General features: G+C 68.2%; 18 protein-coding genes. 11 read left to right on the forward strand and 7 right to left on the reverse strand.

Annotation, left to right across the window (positions count from 1 at the left end):
* Positions 1-26: 26 nt before the first annotated feature.
* The 4 genes from ACR3IO_RS14870 to ACR3IO_RS14885 all read left to right on the forward strand — a co-directional run bounded on the left by ACR3IO_RS14870 (position 27) and on the right by ACR3IO_RS14885 (position 4,581).
* Positions 27-953, forward strand: a complete 927-nt coding sequence (locus ACR3IO_RS14870) for a proteasome assembly chaperone family protein (protein ID WP_434071988.1) — start codon at positions 27-29, stop codon at positions 951-953.
* Between the two features lie 322 nt (positions 954-1,275).
* Positions 1,276-2,577 (forward strand): RNA polymerase sigma factor, encoded by a 1,302-nt coding sequence (locus ACR3IO_RS14875; protein WP_434071989.1) that lies wholly within the window; start codon positions 1,276-1,278, stop codon positions 2,575-2,577.
* A 7-nt stretch (positions 2,578-2,584) separates the two neighbouring features.
* On the forward strand, positions 2,585-3,841 hold the full coding sequence (locus ACR3IO_RS14880; RefSeq protein ID WP_434071990.1) for a Mur ligase family protein: 1,257 nt from the start codon (positions 2,585-2,587) through the stop codon (positions 3,839-3,841).
* Complete coding sequence (locus ACR3IO_RS14885; protein WP_434071991.1) at positions 3,838-4,581, forward strand: type 1 glutamine amidotransferase; 744 nt, start codon at positions 3,838-3,840, stop codon at positions 4,579-4,581. Before ACR3IO_RS14880 ends, ACR3IO_RS14885 begins: the two co-directional genes overlap by 4 nt.
* A gap of 144 nt (positions 4,582-4,725) precedes the next feature.
* Here ACR3IO_RS14885 and ACR3IO_RS14890 read toward each other — a convergent pair whose 3' ends face one another.
* Entirely contained in the window at positions 4,726-4,956 is a 231-nt protein-coding gene (locus ACR3IO_RS14890; RefSeq protein WP_434071992.1) for a DUF7455 domain-containing protein, read from the reverse strand.
* 146 nt (positions 4,957-5,102) lie between these two features.
* On the opposite strand from ACR3IO_RS14890, the gene ACR3IO_RS14895 reads away from it, so the two are divergent.
* Positions 5,103-7,181, forward strand: a complete 2,079-nt coding sequence (locus tag ACR3IO_RS14895; RefSeq protein WP_434071993.1) for a DNA gyrase/topoisomerase IV subunit B — start codon at positions 5,103-5,105, stop codon at positions 7,179-7,181.
* A gap of 97 nt (positions 7,182-7,278) precedes the next feature.
* Here ACR3IO_RS14895 and ACR3IO_RS14900 read toward each other — a convergent pair whose 3' ends face one another.
* Positions 7,279-9,753: a DNA gyrase/topoisomerase IV subunit A gene (locus ACR3IO_RS14900; protein ID WP_434071994.1), complete on the reverse strand. Its 2,475-nt coding sequence runs from the start codon at positions 9,751-9,753 to the stop codon at positions 7,279-7,281.
* A gap of 72 nt (positions 9,754-9,825) precedes the next feature.
* Here ACR3IO_RS14900 and ACR3IO_RS14905 point away from each other — a divergent pair, with 72 nt between their 5' ends.
* Positions 9,826-10,974, forward strand: coding sequence for an alkaline phosphatase family protein (locus tag ACR3IO_RS14905; RefSeq protein ID WP_434071995.1), 1,149 nt, complete (start codon positions 9,826-9,828; stop codon positions 10,972-10,974).
* A gap of 113 nt (positions 10,975-11,087) precedes the next feature.
* Here ACR3IO_RS14905 and ACR3IO_RS14910 read toward each other — a convergent pair whose 3' ends face one another.
* Positions 11,088-11,669 carry a DUF3043 domain-containing protein gene (locus tag ACR3IO_RS14910; RefSeq protein ID WP_434071996.1) on the reverse strand — a complete coding sequence of 194 codons (582 nt, stop codon included), beginning with the start codon at positions 11,667-11,669 and terminating at the stop codon, positions 11,088-11,090.
* Between the two features lie 37 nt (positions 11,670-11,706).
* Between ACR3IO_RS14910 and ACR3IO_RS14915 the strand changes: the two genes are divergently transcribed.
* The 5 genes from ACR3IO_RS14915 (at position 11,707) to ACR3IO_RS14935 (ending at position 16,825) form a co-directional block, all read left to right on the forward strand.
* A complete protein-coding gene (locus tag ACR3IO_RS14915) occupies positions 11,707-13,137 on the forward strand; it encodes a dipeptidase (protein ID WP_434071997.1) in 1,431 nt (476 codons plus the stop codon).
* Positions 13,138-13,215: 78 nt separating this feature from the next.
* Positions 13,216-13,566 (forward strand): iron-sulfur cluster insertion protein ErpA, encoded by a 351-nt coding sequence (gene erpA, locus ACR3IO_RS14920; protein ID WP_434071998.1) that lies wholly within the window; start codon positions 13,216-13,218, stop codon positions 13,564-13,566.
* A 200-nt stretch (positions 13,567-13,766) separates the two neighbouring features.
* Positions 13,767-14,669, forward strand: a complete 903-nt coding sequence (gene ctaC, locus ACR3IO_RS14925) for an aa3-type cytochrome oxidase subunit II (RefSeq protein ID WP_434071999.1) — start codon at positions 13,767-13,769, stop codon at positions 14,667-14,669.
* The gene (gene ctaD, locus ACR3IO_RS14930) at positions 14,666-16,402 is read left to right on the forward strand and encodes an aa3-type cytochrome oxidase subunit I (RefSeq protein WP_434072000.1); all 1,737 of its coding nucleotides are present in this window, start codon (positions 14,666-14,668) and stop codon (positions 16,400-16,402) included. The genes ctaC and ctaD overlap by 4 nt, the downstream gene beginning before the upstream one ends.
* Entirely contained in the window at positions 16,403-16,825 is a 423-nt protein-coding gene (locus ACR3IO_RS14935) for a cytochrome c oxidase subunit 4 (RefSeq protein ID WP_434072001.1), read from the forward strand. It begins immediately after the preceding gene.
* A gap of 278 nt (positions 16,826-17,103) precedes the next feature.
* Here ACR3IO_RS14935 and ACR3IO_RS14940 read toward each other — a convergent pair whose 3' ends face one another.
* From ACR3IO_RS14940 to qcrC, 4 genes are all read right to left on the reverse strand, one after another.
* Positions 17,104-17,901 carry a methyltransferase domain-containing protein gene (locus ACR3IO_RS14940; protein WP_434072002.1) on the reverse strand — a complete coding sequence of 266 codons (798 nt, stop codon included), beginning with the start codon at positions 17,899-17,901 and terminating at the stop codon, positions 17,104-17,106.
* A gap of 113 nt (positions 17,902-18,014) precedes the next feature.
* Positions 18,015-19,622 (reverse strand): cytochrome bc1 complex cytochrome b subunit, encoded by a 1,608-nt coding sequence (gene qcrB, locus ACR3IO_RS14945; RefSeq protein ID WP_434072003.1) that lies wholly within the window; start codon positions 19,620-19,622, stop codon positions 18,015-18,017.
* Positions 19,619-20,695: a cytochrome bc1 complex Rieske iron-sulfur subunit gene (gene qcrA / locus ACR3IO_RS14950; RefSeq protein WP_434072004.1), complete on the reverse strand. Its 1,077-nt coding sequence runs from the start codon at positions 20,693-20,695 to the stop codon at positions 19,619-19,621. The genes qcrB and qcrA overlap by 4 nt, the downstream gene beginning before the upstream one ends.
* Before the next feature lie 37 nt (positions 20,696-20,732).
* Positions 20,733-21,527 carry a cytochrome bc1 complex diheme cytochrome c subunit gene (qcrC, locus tag ACR3IO_RS14955; RefSeq protein ID WP_434072005.1) on the reverse strand — a complete coding sequence of 265 codons (795 nt, stop codon included), beginning with the start codon at positions 21,525-21,527 and terminating at the stop codon, positions 20,733-20,735.
* Between the last annotated feature and the right edge of the window lie 4 nt (positions 21,528-21,531).

Raw genomic sequence — 21,531 nt, forward strand, 5'->3', positions numbered from 1 at the left:
GCCGACGTGCTCAGTAGGCTGGACGCATGCGCGATCCACGTTCCCTGTACGAGTTGAGCCCCGAGGTCGAGGTGCCTCGCGGCCTGCCGCTCGTCGCGGGCGTCACCGGGTTCGCCGATGCCGGCGGTGCCGTCGCGCAGACCACCGACTACCTGCTCGCCACCCTCGAGAACGTGGTCGTCGCGACGTTCGACGCCGACGAACTGCTCGACTACCGCGCCCGACGTCCCGTGATCCTCTTCGAGGAGGACCACATCGCCGATTACCGACCGCCGCGGCTGATGCTCTCGCTCGCGCGCGACGAGATCGGGCAGCAGTTCCTGCTCCTCACCGGCTACGAGCCCGACTTCCAGTGGGAGCGGTTCGGGGCGGCCGTTCTGCAGCTGATCGACCGCCTCGGCGTCTCCTCGACCACGTGGATCAACGCCATCCCGATGCCGGTGCCGCACACGCGCCCGGTCAGCATGACCGTCAGCGGCAACCGGGGCGAACTCGTCGAGGCCCTCTCCGTCTGGCGTCCGACCACGGAGGCGCCGGCGAACGCCCTGCACCTGGTCGAGTACCGCCTGCAGGAGTCCGGGCAGCCGGTCGCCGGATTCGTCCTGCTGATCCCGCACTACTTGAGCGACACGGAGTACCCGGCGGCCGCGGTCGCCGCCCTCGAGGCCGTGAGCAAGGCCACCGGTCGCATCTTCCCGACCGACAGCCTCCGCGAGCAGAACCGCGACTTCGTCGCGCGCATCGACGAGCAGGTGGCGGGCAACACCGAACTCGCCAAGCTCGTGGGAACGCTCGAGGAACGGCACGACACCTACATGGAGGAGACGACGCTCCGCTCCCCGCTCACCGATGAAGAGGGCGACCTGCCCTCGGCCGACGAGATCGCCGCGGAGCTCGAGAAGTTCCTCGCGGTTCGACGTCGGCACGACGACGAGTCGCCGCTCGGCAGCTGAGCCGGCATCCGCCCGGATAGATAGCCGGTCTCGGCGAGCGGATGCCTCGAGCACGGGAATTCCGGGGCGGTCGCGTTCGTTGCATCATGCAGGACGGTGGGCGCGTGCGGGTCGGGCACGGGCGACGCGCTGCCGGAGTGTACCGCAGCACCGCGCTGCGCCTGTATAATGGGGGAAGGACCCGTTCTGGTCCGCGGGCACGATCGCGTGCCGGACATCGCGGACTTGACATGGGTCCTCATAGTGTCCGAAATCGTTCGGGCCACCACGATCCGCAACCCCTCACCGGGCAGCGCCGTGCGATGTAGGAGAGGTTCAACGAATGGCAACGACGAAAGCTGCGACGTCGGCGACGACCGAGGCGGAAACGCCGACGGCTCGCGCAACGGCCGCGAAGTCGACCACGAAGGCGGCCGCGACGAAGACCGCCGCGAAGACCGCCACGGCGAGCAAGACGCCTCGCAAGACGACCGCCAAGGCCACCACCAAGCCTCGCGGTGCCGCGAAGGGCGGCGACGAGGATGAAGAGGACGCCGAGGTCGAGGTCGACGTCGACGCCGAGACGGCCGTCGACGAGGCCGACACCGAGTCGACCGACGACGACGACGAAAAGCCCGTCGCGGTCGAACCGCACCCCACCGGCGCACTCGTGCTCCGCGCGGTCGACGACGAGGACGACGTCCCCGTCTACTCCAGCGCCATCACGGGCGCGACGGCGGACCCGGTCAAGGACTACCTGAAGCAGATCGGAAAGGTCGCGCTGCTGAACGCGGCCGAGGAGGTCGAGCTTGCGATGCGCATCGAGGCGGGCCTGTTCGCCGAAGAGAAGCTGTCGCACATGACCGACGCCGAGAAGCGTTCGCAGCTCGGTCGCGAGCTGCAGTGGGTCGCGAAGGACGGTCAGCGCGCGAAGAGCCACCTCCTCGGCGCGAACCTGCGCCTCGTGGTCTCGCTCGCGAAGCGCTACACCGGCCGCGGCATGCAGTTCCTCGACCTGATCCAGGAGGGCAACCTGGGCCTCATCCGTGCGGTCGAGAAGTTCGACTACACCAAGGGCTTCAAGTTCTCGACCTACGCGACCTGGTGGATCCGTCAGGCGATCACGCGCGCCATGGCCGACCAGGCCCGCACCATCCGCATCCCGGTGCACATGGTCGAGGTCATCAACAAGCTCGCCCGCGTGCAGCGCCAGATGCTGCAGGACCTGGGCCGCGAGCCCACGCCCGAAGAGCTGAGCCGCGAGCTCGACATGACGCCCGAGAAGGTCATCGAGGTCCAGAAGTACGGCCGCGAGCCCATCTCGCTGCACACGCCCCTCGGTGAAGACGGCGACAGCGAGTTCGGCGACCTCATCGAGGACACCGAGGCGGTCGTCCCGGCCGACGCGGTGGGCTTCACGATGCTGCAGAAGCAGCTCGAGTCGCTGCTCGACTCGCTGAGCGAGCGCGAGGCCGGCGTGATCCGCATGCGCTTCGGCCTCGGCGACGGCATGCCGAAGACGCTCGACCAGATCGGCGACACGTTCGGCGTCACGCGCGAGCGCATCCGCCAGATCGAATCCAAGACGATGGCGAAGCTCCGCCACCCGTCGCGGTCGCAGTCGCTGCGCGACTACCTCGAGTAGGCCGCTGGTGCGCTACGCGCCGGCGATCCTCGTCGGCAGGCTCACCCGATTCGCCGCCCGGCTCCGCAAGCCGGGCGGCGGATCGGCTGTTCCCGGCCTGGTCGTCAACCGCATCGCCCCGAACTACCTCAAGCGCACCCTCTCCGGATTCCCGCAGGGGCTCGTGGTGGTGTCCGGCTCGAGCGGCAAGTCGACGACCACCAAGATGCTCGTGGCAGTCCTGCGCGCGCATCACGTCGAGGTGTTCACCAACCCCTCGACCGCCAACATCAGCCAGGGTCTGACCTCGGCGCTGCTCGAGCGGGCCGACTGGCGCGGTCGCGTCCCGGGTGAGATGGCCGTGCTCGAGATGGACGAGGGCCACGGCGCCCTGGTCATGCAGGGTGTCGACGCGCGCGTCGTCACGCTCATGAACGTCATGGTCGATCAGATCGACCGGTTCCACGACTCCGAGATGGTGGCGGGGATGCTCGCGCGCATCGCCGCGCGTGCGAGCGAGTCGGTCGTCGTGAACGGCGACGACGCGTACCTCGGCCGGCTCGTCGACGCCTTGGGGCCCGATGTCGCGGTGCGCCGCTTCGGCGTCGCCGAACCGGTCATGGCCTCGGCGCCACGCGGACTCGGCTACGCGGAGACGACGCCCGAGCGGATCCCCGTGGGAGACGGCGTTCGACTCGAGCGCGTCGACGGTCGTTCGGCCGTGCTCGACGACCACGGGTCGAGCGTCGCGATCGGGCTCCCGGCGCGGGGCATCCACTACGGGGTCGATGCGACGGCGGCCTACACGACTGCGAAGGCGCTGCTGGGCGAGCGCTTCGACCCGCAGACCGCTGCCGACGCGCTGAGCGCCATCCCGGCGGTCTTCGGCCGGGGTGAGCGCATCCGCGTGCGCGACCAGGACGTCGACTTCGTGCTCGTGCAGAACCCCGCCAGCTACCAGCTGAACGTCGACAGCATCGAGCCCGGCACGTCGGACATCCTCTTCGCCATCGGCTCGGATGTCCGGGACCCCTCGTACTTCTGGCCCACGGATGCCTCGTCGCTCGGCCGCGTGTCGATCGTCTCGGGATCCAAGGCACCCGAGGCCGCGCTGATGCTCGCCTACGACGACGTCGTGGTCGATCGCGTCGAGCCCGACCTCGGTCGCGCGCTCGACGACTTCCTCGCGGCGCCGGCGCCGGCATCCGGCACGAAGACGATCGTCTTCTCCGCCGACTCGATGCGGCGCACCCGCGCACACCTCGGACTCACGGGAGCGGAATGACCCTCACGATCGTGACGCTCCTGCCGTCGCTGCAGAACACGAACGGCGACGCCGAGAATGCCGCCGTGCTCGTCCGTCGCGCCACGTGGGCGGGTCTCGACGCGCGCATGGTCGCCGTCGAGTCCCGTGCCGACCTGCCCGAGGAGGTCGACGCGGTCGTGCTCGGATCGGGTAGCGATGCCTCGCTCGAGCGCAGCCGTGAGCTGCTGCTGGAGCTCCATGACGAGCTTCGGCGGTGGGGCACCGGGGGCGTGCCGATCCTCGCCGTCGGCACCGGCTGGGAGCTCCTGTCGTGGGGCATCGAGCGACCCGACGGCACCAGCGTCGAGGGCCTCGGCATCCTCCCCGGACGCGCCGTGCCGCGACCAGGTGCGCGCGTGACCGCCGAACTGGTCGTCACCGAACGCGGCACGGGCCGCACCCTCGTGGGCTTCGAGAACCATGCACGCGACTACATCGGGGCCGAGGGCTCGCCGCTCGGTCGCGTGCGGGTCGGTCACGGCAACGGGCGCGACTCCGGCCAGGAGGGTGTCGTCATGGGCGAGGTGATCGGCACGCACCTGCACGGACCGCTGCTCGCCAAGAACCCCGATCTCGCCGATCGCATCCTCGGTGCGATGGCCGCGCGGGCCGGACTCCTCTACGTGGCGGGCGAGCAGGCGAACATCGTCGACGAGTACGCGGATGCCGCACGCCGGGCGATGCTCGCGGCGGCCGGCGCCACGGGCACCGACGACTGACGCCGAGATCGGCCCGGTCCGCACGCCGGTGAACTCCTCGGCGCGGGCAACGGCGATGCAACGCCCCTGAAACGACGAACGCCCCGAGATCGGATCTCGGGGCGTTCGGTGCAGTGCCGACGGCTCAGCGGGCCGTCGCGAGCGTCATGGACGCTCGTTGAGGCGCGAGGACTCGTCGTGCCAGCTGTGCGCGATCTGGGAGAGCTTCTCCTGGTGCTTGCGACCGTGGTGGGCGCAGAACAGGAGCTCCCCGCTGCCGACGACCACGCGGATGTACGCCTGGGCGCCGCAGGCGTCGCATCGATCGAGCGCGGTGAGCTCGTACGGGGTCTCGAGTTCCTCGACCGCACCGTTGGTTTCGGTGTGCTGCGTCATGGCTCCTCCTCCTGGCTCACATTCGCGAAATCCGTTCACCAATGTAAACACGTCCGAGCCCCAAGCCCTTCCGTCGCGCCGGGCATTTCGCTCAGCGCGTAGCGCCTGTGCTCGAGAGTCGGCGGTGCTCAGTAGGCTTGGTCGACGTGAGCTCCGACTATTCCGCCCGCCATCTCTCCGTGCTCGAGGGCCTCGAGGCCGTTCGCAAACGACCCGGCATGTACATCGGCTCGACCGACTCCCGAGGCCTCATGCACTGCCTCTGGGAGATCATCGACAACTCGGTCGACGAGGCGCTCGCAGGGCACGGCACCGAGATCGCCGTGCAGTTGCACCCCGACGGCAGCGTCGAGGTGCGCGACCGCGCACGGGGCATCCCGGTCGACATCGAGCCCAAGACGGGGCTGAGCGGGGTCGAGGTGGTCTTCACCAAGCTGCACGCCGGAGGCAAGTTCGGCTCCGGCTCGTACGCGGCATCCGGCGGTCTCCACGGCGTGGGCGCGTCGGTCGTGAACGCGCTGTCCGAGCGTCTCGACGTCGAGGTCGATCGCGACGGCAAGACCTGGGCCATGTCCTTCCATCGCGGCGAACCCGGCATCTTCGCCGATGCCGGGGCACCGTCGCCCGACGCCACGTTCACGCCGTTCGAGGACCGCAGCGAGCTCAGGGTCGTCGGCAAGGTCGCGAAGGGCGTCACGGGCACGCGCATCCGGTACTGGGCCGATCGGCAGATCTTCACGAAGGGCGCCGAGTTCCAGTCAGACGACCTCATCGCGCGTGCCCGGCAGACCGCGTTCCTCGTTCCGGGGCTCGCGATCGACGTCACCGACGAGCGCGGCGAGACGCCCCACACGACCTCCTTCCAGTTCGAGGGCGGCATCTCCGAGTTCGCCGAGCACCTCGCGGTCGACGCACCGCTGACGGATGTCTGGCGGCTCACCGGCACCGGCACGTTCTCCGAGACGGTCCCCGTGCTCACCGACGGCGGGGCGATGGTTCCGACCGAACTCAAGCGCGAGTGCACGGTCGACATCGCGCTGCGCTGGGGCACCGGCTACGACACGGTCGTGAAGTCGTTCGTCAACATCATCGCGACGCCCAAGGGCGGAACCCACCAGACCGGCTTCGACCAGGGACTGCTCAAGTTCCTCCGTCAGCAGGTCGAGCAGAACGCGCGACGCCTGAAGGCCGGCAACGACAAGCTCGAGAAGGACGACGTGCTCGCCGGGCTCACCGCCGTGATCACGGTGCGCCTGCCCGAACCGCAGTTCGAGGGACAGACGAAGGAGGTGCTCGGCACTCCGGCCGTGCGCGCCATCGTCGCGAACGTGCTCACGAAGGAGCTCGGGGCGCGCTTCTCCTCGACCAAGCGCGACGACAAGGCGCAGTCCGCGCTCCTGCTCGACAAGGTCGTCGCCGAGATGAAGTCGCGCATCTCGGCTCGTGCGCACAAGGAGACGCAGCGTCGCAAGAACGCGCTCGAGAGCTCGTCGCTCCCGGCCAAGCTCGTCGACTGCCGATCGACGGATGTCGCCCACAGCGAGCTGTTCATCGTCGAGGGGGATTCGGCGCTCGGCACCGCCAAGCTCGCGCGCGACAGCGAGCACCAGGCGCTCCTGCCGATCCGCGGCAAGATCCTGAACGTGCAGAAGGCCAGCGTGGCCGACATGCTCGGCAACGCCGAGTGCGCGTCGATCATCCAGGTCATCGGCGCCGGCTCCGGGCGCAGCTTCGACATCTCGGCCGCCCGCTACGGCAAGGTCATCATCATGAGCGACGCCGACGTCGACGGCGCCCACATCCGCACGCTGCTGCTGACCCTGTTCTTCCGCTACATGCGACCCATGATCGAGGAGGGGCGGGTGTTCGCCGCCGTCCCGCCGCTGCACCGCGTCGTGGTCATGAACCCGGGCTCGAAGCCGAACGAGACGATCTACACGTACTCCGAGGCCGAGCTCGCGGGGGTGCTCGCCACCCTCAAGAAGCAGGGCAAGCGGTACCAGGACCCGATCCAGCGCTACAAGGGCCTCGGCGAGATGGACGCCGACCAGCTCGCGACCACGACGATGGACCGTCGTCAGCGAACGCTCCGCAGGGTCGGCTTGGGCGACGCCGAGAACGCCGGTCGCGTCTTCGAGCTGCTCATGGGCAACGAGGTCGCCCCCCGCAAGGAGTTCATCGTCGTCAGCGCCGACGGGCTCGAGCGCGAGCGCATCGACGCCTGAGCCGGCGCAAGGCGCGGACTCGCATCGAACGACCGAACGCGGTGGCCGATCGGCCACCGCGTTCGTCGTGTCGAACCGGTCGACGACGCCTGAAGCGTCAGCCCACGCGTGTGCCGATCGCCGCGATGTGCGCCTCGAGCGGCTGGCCGGATGCGTCGCGCTTCGCGCCCGGATCGGGCAGCTGGCGGGCGGCACCGTCGGCGGCGACGGCGAGCGCGGGGGAGGGGCCCGCCCAGGCGAGGTGCAGGGCATCCTCGCCTTTGAGGAATCGCTGCGCCCGGACGCCCCCGGTGGCCCGTCCCTTGGCGGGGAACTCCGAGAACTCGCTCACCTTCGCCGTACCGGCGTCGATGCCGAGGAGCGTGTCGCTCCCGGCGGCGATCGTGACCACGACGGTGGACTCGAGGGATTCCGGGGGCAGGCTCGTGAAGTGGATGATGTGCGCGCCCGCGGCGAGCTTGATGCCCGCCATGCCGCCGGCCGGACAGCCCTGCGGGCGAACCGTCGCCGCCGGGAAGTGGAGGAGCTGGGCATCGGATGCCACGAACAGGAGCTCGTCGCCCTCGCCGCCCTGGACCGCGCCGACGACCTCGTCGCCGGCCTTCAACCCGATGACCTCGAACTCGGGCTTGTTCGGGTAGGCGCCGACGGACACGCGCTTGACGACGCCCTGCTTCGTGCCGAGCGCGATCGAGCGGTCGGAGGTGAGCGACACTAGGGCGAGCACCTTCTCGTCGCGATTCGGCAGAGCGAGGTAGTCGCCGATCCTCACGCCGGCGCCGAGCTGCACCGAGGTCGGGGGCAGCATGGGCACGTCGACCGCCGTGAAGCGGATGAGGCGACCGAGGTTCGTGACGGCGCCGATCTCGGCGCGACTCGACGTGTCGATGACCGACAGGATCGCATCGTGCTTGCTCCGACGCGAGGGCACCGTGATCGTCGGCACGCCAGCGTCGCCCTGCTGCAGGTCGACCCGCGCGATGCGGCCGGTGGCCGACAGGAACACCCGGCACGGGACATCCGCGACCTCGAGGATCGCGGCGGCGCGCTTGGCTGCCGCACCCGTGGCGATCGGACGCGCGTCGGTCAGGAGTGTGCGTCGCGGGGTGCCGTACTTCTCCGCGATCTCGGCGAGCTCGTCGGAGACGAGCGCCTCGATGCGGTGTCGACTCGCGAGGATCGCCTCGAGCTCCTCGATCTCGGCGCGGAGCTTGTCGCGCTCGGCCTCGAGCTCGATGCGGGAGAACTTCGTGAGGCGTCGCAGCTGGAGCTCGAGGATGTAGTCGGTCTGCACGAGGCTGAGGTCGAAGACCTCCATGAGCCGGGTGCGCGCCGCCGCGGTGTCGTCGCTCGACCGGATCACCTGGATGACCTCGTCGATGTCGAGGATCGCGATGAGCAGGCCGTCGACGAGGTGCAGGCGCTCCTTGCGACGCGCGAGGCGGTACTGCGAGCGGCGCGTGACGACCGAGATGCGGTGGTCGACGTAGACCTGCAGGAGTTCGCGCAGGCCGAGGGTCTGCGGGCCGCCGTTCACGAGTGCGACGTTGTTGATGTTGAACGAGTCCTCGAGCGGCGTGAGCCGGTAGAGCTGTTCGAGCACGGCCTCGGGGCTGAACCCGGTCTTGATGCCGATGACCAGGCGGAGGCCGTTGGTGCGGTCGGTGAGGTCGGTGACATCGGAGATGCCGCTGATCTTCTTGGAGTTGACGCCGTCCTTGATCTTCTCGATGACCTTCTCGGGTCCGACGAGGTAGGGGAGCTCGGTCACCACGAGCCCCGCCTTGCGCGCGGTGATCGCCTCGATGCGCACCTTGGCGCGGGTCTTGAAGCTGCCGCGACCGGTGGCGTAGGCGTCTCGGATGCCGGCGAGGCCCACGATCGTGCCGCCCGAGGGCAGGTCGGGTGCGGGCACGAACTCCATGAGGTCGTCGAGCGTGGCATCGGGGTTCGCGATCAGGTGGCGCGCGGCCGCGATGACCTCGATGAGGTTGTGCGGCGCCATGTTGGTCGCCATTCCGACGGCGATGCCGCTGGCGCCGTTCACGAGCAGGTTCGGGTAGGCCGAGGGCAGCACCGCCGGCTGCATGAACTGGTTGTCGTAGTTCGGCACGAAGTCGACGACGTCCTCGTCGAGGCCGTCGTTCATGGCGATGGCCGCGGCGGTGAGCCGGGCCTCCGTGTAGCGGGAGGCGGCGGGACCGTCGTCGAGGGAGCCGAAGTTGCCGTGCCCGTCGACGAGCGGCACGCGCAGCGTGAACGCCTGCGCCATGCGCACGAGCGTGTCGTAGATCGCGGTGTCGCCGTGCGGGTGGTACTTGCCCATGACCTCGCCGACGACGCGGGAGGACTTCACGTGGCCGCGGTCGGGCCGCAGGCCCATCTCGTTCATGCCGAACAGGATGCGGCGCTGCACGGGCTTCAGCCCGTCGCGGGCGTCGGGGAGCGCGCGCGAGTAGATGACGGAGTACGCGTACTCGAGGAACGAGCCCTGCATCTCGGTGGCGACATCGACGTCTTCGATGTGCTCGACGATCGGTTCTTCAGCGGGCGGGTTCTTGGCTCGGGTCATCCGTGTTCTCTGCTGCTGGTGGGCTCACGCCGGGAATGAAGGGCGCGCCCTGCCTGTGCGAGACTGGGCGCGATGCCTGCCATGCTACCGGTGCCCACCGACGACGCTCCGCGCCTCACCGACGTGCTGGGCAGTTCGGCCGCCAGCCTCGGCGGTGGGGCGAACGCGTTCGGCCTTCCGGCGGCATCCGGAGTGGTCGTCGTGCTCGTCGACGGGCTCGGCGCTGCCAACCTGCAGGCGCGAGCCGGTCACGCGCGGTTCCTCACGGGGCGCATGGCCAAGCGCGACGTCATCCGCACGGTCCTGCCCTCGACCACGGCCGCCGCCCTCGCGAGCCTGACCACCGGCCGGCTGCCGGGCGAGCACGGCCTCGTCGGCTATCGGTCGCTCGATGCGGCGAACGACCGGCTCGTCAACCAGCTGAGCGGATGGGACGCCGCGATGGTGCCCGAGACCTGGCAGCGCTGCGAGACGGTGTTCGAACGCGCCGCGGCCGCCGGTATCGACCCGATCGTGATCGGGGCCGCACGCTACACGGACTCCGGCTTCACCCGGGCCGTGCTCCGCGGCGCCGAGTACCGGGCCGCGGCATCCATCGCCGACCGGTTCTCGGCTGCGCTGGAGCTGCTGGCGTCGCGTACCGCGCCGCTCGTCTACCTCTACGTGCCCGAACTCGACCAGGCCGCCCACGCCCACGGGTGGGAATCCGACCGGTGGCTCGGCCTGCTCGAGCAGGTCGACGCCGAGGTCGCGGACTTCGAGCGGCGGATGCCGCGTGGCGCGGGCCTGCTCGTCACCGCAGACCACGGCGTCGTCGACGTCCCGTCGCACCGCCACGTCTTCATCGATGCGAAGGCCGACCTCGTCGAGGGCGTGCGCCACGTCGGCGGCGAGCCGCGCTTCCTCTCGCTCTACCTCGAGCCGGGGCTCGGTGCCGAGGACCGAGGCGCCCTGCTCGCGAGGTGGCGTGCCGCGGAGGAGCACCGCGCGTGGGTGATGTCGCGAGACGAGGCGATCGACGTCGGCGTGTACGGCGCCGTCGCCGACGAGGTCCGTCCGCGCATCGGCGACATCCTGGTCGCGGCGCGCGCGGGCATCGCGTACTACGACCGCCGGGAACCGAATCGCCAGGCGGAGCTCATGATCGGCCAGCACGGCTCGCTCACCGATGACGAGACGCGGGTCCCGCTCATCCGCGGGGGCGTGTTCCGCCGGGACTGACGCCCGCACCCCGCGTCGCCCAGATCGTCGTCAGCCCGGTCGCCGCCGCCTGCGGGGCGAGACGACGAACGGCCGGGGCATCCGCCGCCGGCCGTTCGCCTGAAGTACTCGTCTCAGCTCGGGTACTGGCCCCGCCTGACCTGCGGCTTCGGCAGGCGCAGCATGCGCAGCTGCAGTGCGCGCATCGCCGCGTACCAGCGCACGCGCTCGGCCTTCTCGCCGTACTTCGCACGCAGCTTGCGCGTGAGCATCTGTCCGAGGATGACGACGTCGACGATCGCGATGAGGAAGAAGGACCAGAGGGCGAGGATGCCGATCGCCTGCACCTGGGCATTCGGGATGAAGGTGAGGATGATCACGGCGAACATCACCGGGATCAGGATCTCGCCGATGCTGAAGCGGGCGTCGACGTAGTCGCGCACGAACTTCTTCTGCGGACCGCGGTCGCGCATCGGGAGGTAGCGCTCGTCACCGGCGGCCATGCCGATGCGAGCGCGCTCGCGAGCCTCGGCCTCCTTGGCCTTCGCCGCCTTCGTCGCCTCCTTGCGATCGTTCGGCACGAGCGGACGCTTGCGGGCCGCCTCCTGCTCGGCGCGGCTCGGCGTCGGAACGCCCTTGCCGGCCTTCAGGCGCGCCTGGGTCTCTTCGAGCGTCTCGGCGCTCGGTTCTTCGCTGTTGGTGGGGTGCTTTGCCACGGGGGTCCCTCGAATCGGTTCCCTTAAGATTACCGGCATGACCGTGCCCACACCCACCGGCCCCGCATCCGCCAACCGCTCCGATGTCGTCGACGCGATCCGCGACGCCGTCGACGTCGGCTTCCCGACGACCGTCGCCGATCTCGCGAGTCTCGTCCGCATCCCGTCCGTGTCCTGGCCCGCCTTCGATCCCGCCCATGTCGCGCAGAGCGCCGACGCGGTGGCGACGCTGCTGCGCGAGACCGGCGTGTTCGAGCTCGTCGAGGTGCGCCGCGCGCTCGTCGACGACGGATCCGAGCTCGGCCAGCCCGCGGTCGTCGCGAGCCGACCGGCGCGGAACGGACGCCCGACCGTGCTGCTCTACGCCCACCACGACGTGCAGCCGCCCGGAAAGGACGAGGACTGGGAGACCTCGCCGTTCGAGCCGACGCAGCGAGGCGACCGCCTCTACGGGCGCGGCGCGGCCGACGACAAGGCCGGCGTCATGGCCCATGTAGGCGCGATCCGCGCCTTCGCGGAGGCCGCCGGCGACTTCGACCTCGGCCTCGCCGTCTTCATCGAGGGCGAGGAGGAGTGGGCGTCCCGCTCGTTCGCGAACTTCCTGCACGAGAACCGCGAGCTGCTCCGGGCCGACGCGATCATCGTCGCCGACTCCGGCAACTGGGATCTCGAGACCCCGGCGATCACGGTCGCCCTCCGCGGCGCGGTCGCGTTCAACGTCCGCATCCGCACGCTCGCCCACGCCTCGCATTCCGGCATGTTCGGGGGAGCGGTGCCCGATGCCATGCTCGCCGCGATCCGCGTGCTCGACACCATGTGGGCCGCCGACGGCTCGGTCGCCATCGCCGGGCTGACGAGCGCCGACCTCGAGCCGCCGGCCTTCGAGGAGGCCCAGCTCCGCGCAGAGACCGGACTGCTCGACGGGGTCACCCCGATCGGCCGGGGCTCGATCCTCTCGCGCATCTGGGCGCAACCGGCCGTGACCGTCACGGGCATCGATGCTCCGGATGTCGCGAACGCGTCCAACACGCTCGTCCCCGAGGTGCGAGTGCGCATCAGCGCCCGCATCGCCCCCGGACAGGATGCGGGGGAGGCCTACGAGGCGATCCGCTCGCACCTCGTCGCGAACGCGCCGTTCGGCGTCGACCTGGGCTTCGAAGACGTCGACCAGGGTCAGGCGTTCCTGGTCGACACGAGCGGCTGGGCGGTCGAGGAGACCCGAGCCGCGATGGCGGATGCCTGGGGCACGCCTCCGGTCGACATCGGCGTGGGCGGGTCGATCCCGTTCATCGCCGAGCTCGTCGAGGAGTTCCCCGAGGCGCAGATCCTCGTCACCGGTGTCGAGGACCCCGATTCGCGCGCGCACAGCCCGAACGAGTCGCTCCACCTCGGCGTGTTCAAGCGCGCACTGCTCAGCGAGGCGCTGCTGTTCGCGAGGCTCGACGCGCGCGAACCGGCCGATTCCTGACGTCCGGCCCGATTCGCAGGAGCAGCGGGTAGAATCCCGATCAGACATGAGGCGTTCTTCGACGCACCGAGGAGAGACATGAGCGACACCATCACCGACACCGCCCACGGTGTGAAACTGAGCGATCCCGCGGCCGACAAGGTGCGGAGCCTCCTCGAGCAGGAGGGGCGCGACGATCTCCGTCTCCGCGTCGCCGTGCAGCCCGGGGGCTGCTCCGGCCTCATCTACCAGCTCTACTTCGACGAGCGGCTCCTCGACGGCGACGCCGTCGTGGACTACTCGGGAGTCGAGGTCGTGGTCGACAAGATGAGCGTCCCCTACCTCGACGGCGCCTCGATCGACTTCGAGGACACGATCCAGAAGCAGGGCTTCACGATCGACAACCCCAATGCACAGGGAAGCTGTGCATGCGGTGACTCGTTCCACTGAGCACCGCGATTCCACTCCGAGAGGGAGGCTGCCATCGGCAGCCTCCCTTTTGTTGTTTGCGCAGATGACTCGACAATTCCGGCGCCGAAACGGGAGAAAACGGGGCCGTCGTGCACGTCGGGGCTGCCGAGTCGGAGTAGGCTGTCCAACGATCATGCGCTTCACTGTGAAGCGCCTTCGAGTCTCCCGAAAGGTCACCGGTGCGCCACAATCGCCGTCTCCGATGGGCTGCTATTCCGATCGCAGCGTCGCTCAGCCTCGTCCTCGCTGGGTGCACGACAGCTCAGCTGAACGGGTTCCTGCCGGGCTTCGAGGAGGGCCAGCCTCCCGTCACCAACCACACCGAGCGCGTCTCCGGGCTGTGGGTCACGTCGTGGATCGTGCTGCTCGTCGTCGGCGTCATCACGTGGGGCCTGACGATCTGGGCCGTCATCGCCTACCGCCGCCGCAAGGGGCAGACCGGCCTCCCGGTCCAGCTGCGCTACAACATGCCGATCGAGGTCTTCTACACGATCGTCCCGCTCATCCTCGTCCTGGGGTTCTTCGCCTTCACCGCGCGCGACCAGGAGGCCATCGAGGCCCGATTCCCCGAAGACCAGATCGACGTCAAGGTCGAGGTCATCGCGAAGCAGTGGGCGTGGGACTTCAACTACGTGAACGAGGACGTCTACTCGCCCGGCATCCAGGGCCAGCTCTCCGACGAGGGCCCCAGCGGTTCGCTGGTCGAGTCCGAAGTGCCGACGCTCTACCTGCCCGTCGGCAAGAACGTCGAGATCGAACTCGAGTCGCGTGACGTCATCCACTCGTTCTGGGTCGTGGACTTCCTCTACAAGAAGGACATGTTCCCCGGCAAGACCAACTACATGTCGTTCGTCCCCGAGCGTGAGGGCACCTACGAGGGCAAGTGCGCCGAGCTCTGCGGCGAGTACCACTCGATGATGCTCTTCAACGTGAAGGTCGTGTCCGAGGGCGAGTACGAGGACTACATCGACTCGCTTCGCGATCTCGGCCAGGAGGGCCAGCTCTCCAACGAGTACGACCGCAATCAGAACCTGCCCGGAACGGGCGCGCCCGAACTGAAAGAGGAGCACGAAGGCGAATGAGCACCACGACCGCACCGGCTCGGCCGCAGTCGAGCAGCCTTCCCTTCGGCGTCTCGAAGGTCGAACGCAAGGGCAACGTCCTTGTGCGGTGGATCACCTCCACCGACCACAAGGTCATCGGGTACATGTACCTGATCACCTCCTTCGTCTTCTTCTGCATCGCCGGCGTCATGGCGCTGATCATCCGCGCCCAGCTCTTCGAGCCCGGGCTCGAGATCGTGCAGACGCGTGAGCAGTACAACCAGCTCTTCACGATGCACGGCACGATCATGCTGCTCATGTTCGCGACGCCGCTGTTCGCGGGCTTCGCCAACGTGCTCATGCCGCTGCAGATCGGTGCCCCCGACGTCGCCTTCCCCCGACTGAACGCATTCGCCTTCTGGCTCTTCGCGTTCGGCTCGCTGATGGCGGTCTCGGGCTTCTTCACCCCGCAGGGCGCAGCCTCATTCGGATGGTTCGCCTATCAGCCACTGGCGTCGACGACGTTCTCGCCGGGTGTCGGCGGCAACCTCTGGATGCTCGGCCTGGGCCTCTCCGGCTTCGGCACGATCCTCGGCGCGGTGAACTTCATCACGACGATCATCACGATGCGCGCACCCGGCATGACGATGTTCCGCATGCCGATCTTCACCTGGAACACGCTCGTCACCTCGATCCTCGTGCTGATGGCATTCCCCGTGCTCGCGGCCGCGATCCTCGCAGCCGGCGCCGATCGCGTGTTCGGCGCACACATCTACGACCCCGCCAACGGCGGCGTCATCCTGTGGCAGCACCTGTTCTGGTTCTTCGGCCACCCCGAGGTCTACATCATCGCGCTGCCGTTCTTCGGCATCGTGTCCGAGATCTTCCCGGTGTTCAGCCGTAAGCCGATCTTCGGTTACTCGACCCTCGTCTACGCGACGATCGCGATCGCGGCGCTGTCCGTGACCGTGTGGGCGCACCACATGTACGTCACCGGCTCCGTCCTGCTGCCGTTCTTCTCCTTGATGACGATGCTCATCGCGGTGCCGACGGGTGTGAAGATCTTCAACTGGATCGGCACGATGTGGCGAGGCTCGATCACCTTCGAGACGCCGCTGGTCTGGTCGATCGGCTTCCTGATCACCTTCGTGTTCGGTGGTCTGACCGGCGTCATCCTCGCCTCGCCGCCGCTCGACTTCGCAGTCTCCGACACGTACTTCGTCGTCGCGCACTTCCACTACGTGGTGTTCGGCACCGTCGTGTTCGCCATGTTCGCCGGCTTCTACTTCTGGTGGCCGAAGTGGACCGGAAAGATGCTCAACGAGACGCTGGGCAAGTGGCACTTCTGGCTGCTCTTCATCGGCTTCCACACGACCTTCCTCATCCAGCACTGGCTCGGTGTGGTCGCGATGCCGCGTCGGTACTACTCGTACCTGCCCGAAGACAACATCACCTGGATGAATCAGCTGTCGACGATCGGATCCGCGATCCTCGCGATCTCGCTGATCCCGTTCTTCCTCAACGTCTACATCACGGCTCGACGTGCACCGAAGGTGACCGTCAACGACCCGTGGGGCTACGGACGTTCGCTCGAGTGGGCGACGAGCTGCCCGCCGCCGCGTCACAACTTCACCTCGATCCCGCGCATCCGCTCGGAGTCCCCGGCGTTCGACCTGAACCACCCCGAGGCCGGCATCCCCGTCGGAATCGGAGCAGGCAAGGACGCGCCCGATGCGCCCGTATTCGACGTCGAGACGAAGGAAGTCAAGTAAGTGCGCGCGAATGTGATTCTCTTCTGGATTCTCTCGGGGTTCTTCGCGATCGCCGCAGTGATCTACATCGTCTGGAGCGCGATCGACGATCTCGAACCTGGTGTCGAATGGGTCGGGCTCGTCGCGATCTCGCTGAGCGCGGTGCTCGCTGCGTTCATCGCGTTCTACCTCGGACGCGTGCACAAGGCGCAGGGCGCTGAACTGCCCGAGGATCGTCTCGACGCGAACATCGACGATGGCGACCCCGAGCTCGGATTCTTCAGCCCGTGGAGCTGGTGGCCGATCATGCTCGCCGGTTCTGCCGCGCTGCTCTTCCTCGGCCTCGCAGTCGGGTTCTGGATCAGCTTCATCGCGGTCGGTGTCGGCGTGATCAGCCTTGTGGGCTGGGTCTACGAGTACTACCGGGGCAACTTCGCCCGCTGATCCCTCCGAACCAGGAACGGCCTCCACACGGCGTGTGGGGGCCGTTCTGGCGTATGCGGGGTTGCGGGAGGCAGGCACATGCCCCGGGTCCTGGCGGACCGGGCATACGAGCGGCTCTTTCACGCTGCGGTCATCGGCGGCGAGGGGTCGGCAGGATCAACATCCCGCTCGTTGGTGCGAGAAGGAGTGCCGCGGCGGCTCGGGGGTGCAGGCGGCCGTCATTCTCGTTGTACGCCCTCGGGGAGGAGGACATCGCGCCCTGACGCGCGGAATGCCGCTCAGGGATCGACGTCGTCGGGAGGAAGTGCGAACGTGAGGACGTCGACGGCAACGGTCACCGTCGTGTGCTCGCCGATTTGCTCGGCTTCGTCGCGTGCGGTCGTCGGCAGATGATGCGCGGTCGGCCCCATGGCCGTGAGCAGCGCGCGCTGCGCGGTATCGACGTCGCCGGTGTACTCGACGGGCACTTGGCCGACGAGGGCGAAGCCGGCCGCCGCGAGCGCTGAGGTGACCTGGTGCTGCTTGCCTTCGGGAATCGTCAGCATCGAGCCGCTGCGCTGCAGCTCGAGAAGGTGGTTCTCGCGCGGGACGACGACGACCAGGATGCCGCGCGCGCGGATCACCCGGGCGTACTCGGCGGGATTGCGCGGAGCGAAGATGTTGAGCGCGATGTCGACGACGTCGTCGCGCAGGGGGAGTGGGCGCCAGATGTCGAGTACGACGCCGGTGGCACCCTCGACGGCGCGCGTGGACATGCGCACTGCTGTTGGCGAACGATCGGCCGCCAAGACCGGGGACCCTTCGTGGGCAGTCGCTACGACCTCGGTGTAGTAGCCGGTGCCGCTCCCGAAGTCCGCGATTCGGGGGAGCGCTGCGCCTCCTCGAGGCGACCATGCGGATGTCGCATCCCTCAGCGCTGAGGCGATGGGTCCGTACAGCGCACTGTCGAGCAACGCAGCACGTGCGGCGAGCATCTCGCGGTCGTCGCCGATGGTGCGCGGGGCCTTCGGCGGCAGGAGCGTGACCGTGCGGTACTTGGAGACGTCGAAGCGATGGCCGTTCTCACACCCGATCACGAGTCGATCGATCGGTTCGAGGTCGTGAACGCAATTCGGGCACCGGAACCACGTCGTATCGAACGACATGGGTCCAGTGCCCGAATCGGTGTAGCGGTTCAGCTGATGAGCGGTCAGTGGTGTTCGCCGTGACCGGACTCGAGCTCGCCCTTGGTGACCGGGGCGATGCGATCCTCGAAGAACCAGCGCGAGAGCGAAGCCCGGAACCGCTGTGCGGCCGTGATCTTGCCACGCGCATTGGGACGGATCATGAGCGGCGTGTACGACTCGAAGCTCACCAGGCGCCAGCGGTCGTACTCGTCGAGCGGCTCGTGCACCTCGATGTACTCGCCACCGGGCAGACGGACGATGCGACCGGACTCGAACCCGTGCAGCGCGATCTCGCGATCCTTCTTCTGGAGCGCGATGCAGACGCGCTTCGTGATGAAGTACGCGATGAACGGCCCGATGATGACGACGGCCTGCAGGGCGTGGATCACGCCTTCCATCGTCAGCCAGAAGTGCGTCGCCAGGATGTCCGAGCTCGCAGCCGCCCAGAGGCCGGCGTAGAACGTGACACCGGCCGCGCCGATGGCGGTGCGGGTGGGCGCGTTGCGGGGACGATCGGCGATGTGGTGCTCGCGCTTGTCGCCCGTGATCCACGCTTCGATGAACGGGTACAGGAGGACGAGCACGATGAAGATGCCGATCGCCACGAGCGGGACGATGATGTTGAACGACCAGGTGCGCTCCAGCCACACGAACTCCCATCCCGGCGGAATGAGTCGCAGTGCGCCGTCGGCGAAGCCGATGTACCAGTCGGGTTGCGTTCCGGCCGATACCGGTGACGGGTCGTAGGGGCCGTAGTTCCAGATCGGGTTGATCGTGAACAGGGCGGCGATCAGCGCCAGGACACCGAAGATGATGAAGAAGAATCCACCGGCCTTCGCGGCGTAGATCGGAAGGATCGGCGGGCCGACGGCGTTCTGCGGGGTCTTTCCGGGGCCTGCGTACTGCGTGTGCTTGTGCACGACCACGAACACGAGGTGCAGGGCGATGAACGCGATGACGAGCGCCGGCAGGATCATGATGTGCAGCGAGTAGAGGCGTCCGACGATCTGCGTGCCCGGGAACTCGCCACCGAAGATCAGGAACGAGGTCCACGTTCCGATGACCGGAATGCCCTTGACCAGGCCGTCGATGATGCGGAGGCCGTTGCCGGAGAGCAGGTCGTCGGGAAGCGAGTATCCGGTGAAGCCCTCGGCCATGGCGAGGATGAAGAGCGTGAAGCCGATCACCCAGTTGAACTCGCGAGGCTTGCGGAACGCACCCGTGAAGTAGATGCGGAGCATGTGCAGGCCGATGGCGGCCACGAAGAGCAGTGCAGCCCAGTGGTGCATCTGCCGGACGAAGAGCCCACCGCGGACGTCGAACGAGATGTCGAGGGTCGACGCCATCGCGACCGACATCTCGACGCCCTTGAGCGGCACGTACGAACCGTCGTAGTGCACCTCGGCCATGGAGGCCTGGAAGAAGAACGTCAGGAACGTTCCGGAGATGAGGATGACGACGAACGAGAAGAGCGCGACCTCACCGAGCAGGAACGACCAGTGGTCGGGGAACGCCTTGCGCCCGAGCTCCTTGACGAACCCCGCGACGCTCGTGCGTTCGTTCACGTAGACGGCCGCGGAGGCCGTGAACGACCTCTTCTGCGTGCCAGTGGTGGGCGTTACGGTGCTCAATGGCGCTCCCAGAAGCTCGGGCCGACGGGTTCGTTGAAGTCGCTCTGCGCGATGAGGTAGCCCTCGTCGTCGACCGCGATGGGCAGCTGGGGCAGCGGGCGCTTGGCCGGGCCGAAGATGACCTCGCAGTGGTTGGCCACGTCGAACTGGGACTGATGGCACGGGCAGAGGAGGTGGTGGGTGTGCTGCTCGTAGAGTGCGACCGGGCAGCCGACGTGCGTGCAGATCTTGGAGTAGGCGACGATGCCGTCGTACGACCAGTCCTTGCGCTCGGGGAGTTCGTTGAGCTCGCTGGGCTCGAGGCGCATCAGCAGCACGGCCGCCTTGGCCTTCTGATCGAGCTTTCCGTGCTCGAGCTCGGCCAGGCCCTCGGGGATCACGTGGAACGCGCTGCCGATGGTCACATCGGAGGCCTTGATCGGTGCGCCGCTGGGGTCGAGCGCGAGTCGCGTGCCCTTGCGCCACATGGTGTGGCTCAGGAGCGGCACGGGCAGCTCGTCTTGAGGAGCGAGGCCGCGGAAGAGCACGAGTGCCGGTAGCGGGAAGACCACGATCGCGCCGATGAGGCTGTTGCGGATCACGGTCCGGCGGGTGAAACCGGACTCGCGATCGGAGTCGGTGAAGACCTTGACCGCGGCTGCCTGCGTCTCGGGGGATCCGCCGATCGCGTGACGCTCGTCGACGAGCTCGACGTCCTCCATGACCGACTTGCCCCAGTGGACGATTCCGATGCCGAGCGCGAGCAGCGCGAGCGCCGCACCGAGTCCGATGAACAGGTTGTTCAGCCGGACGTCGCCGACGTTGTTCGACTCCATCGGGAAGAGCATGTAGGCGGCAACGGCCCAGAGGCTTCCGAGGATCGAGAGGTAGAACAGCGTGTAGACGGTGCGCTGCGCGCGCTTCTCCCGCTTCGGGTCCTCGTCGGTCACGCGGGGGCGGTGCGGCGGGAATCCGGGGTTCGTGAACCCGTCCTGAACGATCAGCGCGGTGCCCGGTGAGGCATTGGATTCGTGCGCGGCATGCGACGAGTCGGCAGCGGCGAGCTCAGCTCCGCTGTTGTCGTCCTGGGCCATGGTTCTCCTTCTTCAGGTACTTCGGTACCGGCGTGCGCTAGTTGGACTTCGCCGTGATCCACACGGTGATCGCGACGATCGCGCCGAGACCGAAGATCCAGATGAACAGACCCTCGGCGACGGGGCCGAGCGAACCGAGCTCGAATCCGCCGGGGGACCGGTTGTCCTGGACGTACTTCAGGTACGTGATGATGTCGCGCTTGTCTTCGGGCGAGATGTTCATGTCGTTGAAGACCGGCATGTTCTGCGGGCCCGTGACCATCGCCTCGTAGATGTGAACTCCCGAGACGTCGGTCAGCGGGGGAGCGAACTTGCCCTCGGTGAGGGCGCCACCCGCGCCGGCGACGTTGTGGCACATCGCGCAGTTGATGCGGAAGAGCTCGGCGCCGTTGGCGGCATCGCCGCCGCCGTCGACGAGGTGGGCATCGGGGATCGACGGGCCGGGGCCGAGGGACGCGACGTATGCGGCCAACTGCTGCACCTGCTCGTCGGTGAACTGCGGCGGCTTCTCCTGCGCCTGCGGGCCAGACATCTGCATCGGCATGCGCCCGGTGCCCACCTGGAAGTCGACTGCGGCGGACCCGACGCCGATGAGGCTGGGCCCGTTGTCGGTGCCCTGCGCGGACAGACCGTGGCACGTGGCGCAGTTCGCCTGGAAGAGCTTCTTGCCTTCGTCGATGGTCTGCTGCGAGGTGAGATCGGTGTCTGCCTGGGCCGTCGTGCCTGCGCTGAGCGCGGCGTACGCGCCACCGGTGAAGACGAGTCCGATCGCGAGCAGTGCGACCGTGGCGAGGGGGTGCCTGCGGCCGGTGCGTCGCTTCGTGCGGTTCATGGGG

The organism is Agromyces sp. Marseille-Q5079, assembly GCF_051016555.1.
Lineage (GTDB): Bacteria > Actinomycetota > Actinomycetes > Actinomycetales > Microbacteriaceae > Agromyces.

Coding starts and splice junctions, on each gene's coding strand:
- erpA (WP_434071998.1), top strand. CDS start 13,216: ATGAGCGACACCATCACCGACACCGCCCACGGTGTGAAACTGAGCGAT.
- qcrA (WP_434072004.1), bottom strand. CDS start 20,695: ATGGCCCAGGACGACAACAGCGGAGCTGAGCTCGCCGCTGCCGACTCG.
- ctaD (WP_434072000.1), top strand. CDS start 14,666: ATGAGCACCACGACCGCACCGGCTCGGCCGCAGTCGAGCAGCCTTCCC.
- ACR3IO_RS14905 (WP_434071995.1), top strand. CDS start 9,826: ATGCCTGCCATGCTACCGGTGCCCACCGACGACGCTCCGCGCCTCACC.
- ACR3IO_RS14870 (WP_434071988.1), top strand. CDS start 27: ATGCGCGATCCACGTTCCCTGTACGAGTTGAGCCCCGAGGTCGAGGTG.
- ACR3IO_RS14915 (WP_434071997.1), top strand. CDS start 11,707: ATGACCGTGCCCACACCCACCGGCCCCGCATCCGCCAACCGCTCCGAT.
- ACR3IO_RS14875 (WP_434071989.1), top strand. CDS start 1,276: ATGGCAACGACGAAAGCTGCGACGTCGGCGACGACCGAGGCGGAAACG.
- ACR3IO_RS14900 (WP_434071994.1), bottom strand. CDS start 9,753: ATGACCCGAGCCAAGAACCCGCCCGCTGAAGAACCGATCGTCGAGCAC.
- ACR3IO_RS14885 (WP_434071991.1), top strand. CDS start 3,838: ATGACCCTCACGATCGTGACGCTCCTGCCGTCGCTGCAGAACACGAAC.
- ACR3IO_RS14890 (WP_434071992.1), bottom strand. CDS start 4,956: ATGACGCAGCACACCGAAACCAACGGTGCGGTCGAGGAACTCGAGACC.
- qcrC (WP_434072005.1), bottom strand. CDS start 21,527: ATGAACCGCACGAAGCGACGCACCGGCCGCAGGCACCCCCTCGCCACG.